A 1,478-nucleotide genomic window follows, 5' to 3' on the forward strand; every position below is an offset into this window, starting at 1 on the left:
CTATAAAAGAAATGTGTAGAGAACTTGGATACACAGAGGGATGGATAAAGCAATTAATAAATAATATGAAATTAAAAGAATGATAAAAATTAATCTATTAACTAATTAAAATTTTATAAACGATTAATAATGTTCTAATTAAACAATAAAGATGATAATGTGGGAGGATACTAAAATGAAATATTGTGACAAATGCGGAAGTGAAATGAAAACTAGGAACTTTGCTTTACATCTACTTACACTTACATTTAAGATAGGAATACCAATGGCTATTATTGGAGCATTTACTATGGATTTTATAATGAGTTTAGGAGTTAATTGTATATATATAATTCCGTACTTATCTTTAGTACTTTACCCTTTTAAATTAGGAGTAGTACATAAATGTACAAATGATGATTGTAAAGAGGTTGAATATGCTTGGACAGAAAAGTTTTCTTGTAGCTCTTGTGGGGAAGATGTAAAAAGACAGAAGAAAACAGTAAAAATGACAATTATAGGAACAAGTTTAATGTTAATAATGGGGTTACTTGTTTTTATAGATTATGATGGATTTTTCGGCATATCAAAAATATTACTATTATGTGGGTTAGGATTAAATATTTTAGCGGCTATATTAGAAAAAGCACAAGTTTACCCTGTTGTACTAAAATGTAAAAGTTGTGGAAAAGGTGGTATAGCTAAAGAGGAAAAAGTTACAGAGCTTGGGCTATAGAATAATTAAATAATATTTAAACAAATTATGAATAGTTGTTTATAAATAAAAGATCCCTAGTTGTAGATATTACAACTAGGGATTTTTCTATGTTCCAATAAATTAGGAGGAGATAATATGATGATTACAAATAAAAGCGAAGTTATTAATAAATTATTTTTCAAAGAGTTACAAGAATTAATACATAAGTTTAACAATATGGACACTAGAACTATACAAATAATTGAGAGTATTTATTTAGATATGAAAGATAGTAATTTAAAGGAGTACTTATTAAGTGAAAAAGATAAGTTAGAAGAAGTAGTTCAATACTATAATAGTAATGAGATAGATATAAATGAGATAACATTCTTTGCCTGGTGTAACTGGCACATCAAAGAAATTAGTATAAGGGCATGTGATTCATACTATATGGATTTATGTGAAAACGGATATACGGAAATTGATGAATATTTAATATATAGTAATAGTAAAGATTTAAAGGATTATACTAGGGATAAGCTAGATGATATGCTTGAATCAAGTTATGATATTGATAGATTGTTCGATAAAGACCAAATTATAGATTTTTGGTTGGAAGGAACAAGCAAAAATGAATTAATAGACGAGATGATATATAGTACTGAAATAGAGGACATATTAGATATAAATCCAGATTATTGCTTTACATTTAGTGATGATAAAGAATATGTATATGCAAATATTTAGAAAAATAAAAATGAAAAAATAGAGTTAAGTTAACTCTATTTTTTTTTAGTAATCA

2 protein-coding genes are annotated in these 1,478 nt (G+C 25.9%); both read left to right on the forward strand.

All coding sequences use genetic code 11. The annotated features are described in order from the left end of the window. Positions 1–175: 175 nt before the first annotated feature. The gene (locus NSA58_RS20095) at positions 176–715 is read left to right on the forward strand and encodes a hypothetical protein (protein WP_257560921.1); all 540 of its coding nucleotides are present in this window, start codon (positions 176–178) and stop codon (positions 713–715) included. 117 nt (positions 716–832) lie between these two features. Further along, on the forward strand, positions 833–1,423 hold the full coding sequence (locus NSA58_RS20100) for a hypothetical protein (RefSeq protein ID WP_257560922.1): 591 nt from the start codon (positions 833–835) through the stop codon (positions 1,421–1,423). Positions 1,424–1,478 lie beyond the last annotated feature (55 nt).

Origin of the sequence: Terrisporobacter muris (assembly GCF_024621905.1) — a bacterium.
Taxonomy (GTDB): domain Bacteria; phylum Bacillota; class Clostridia; order Peptostreptococcales; family Peptostreptococcaceae; genus Terrisporobacter; species Terrisporobacter muris.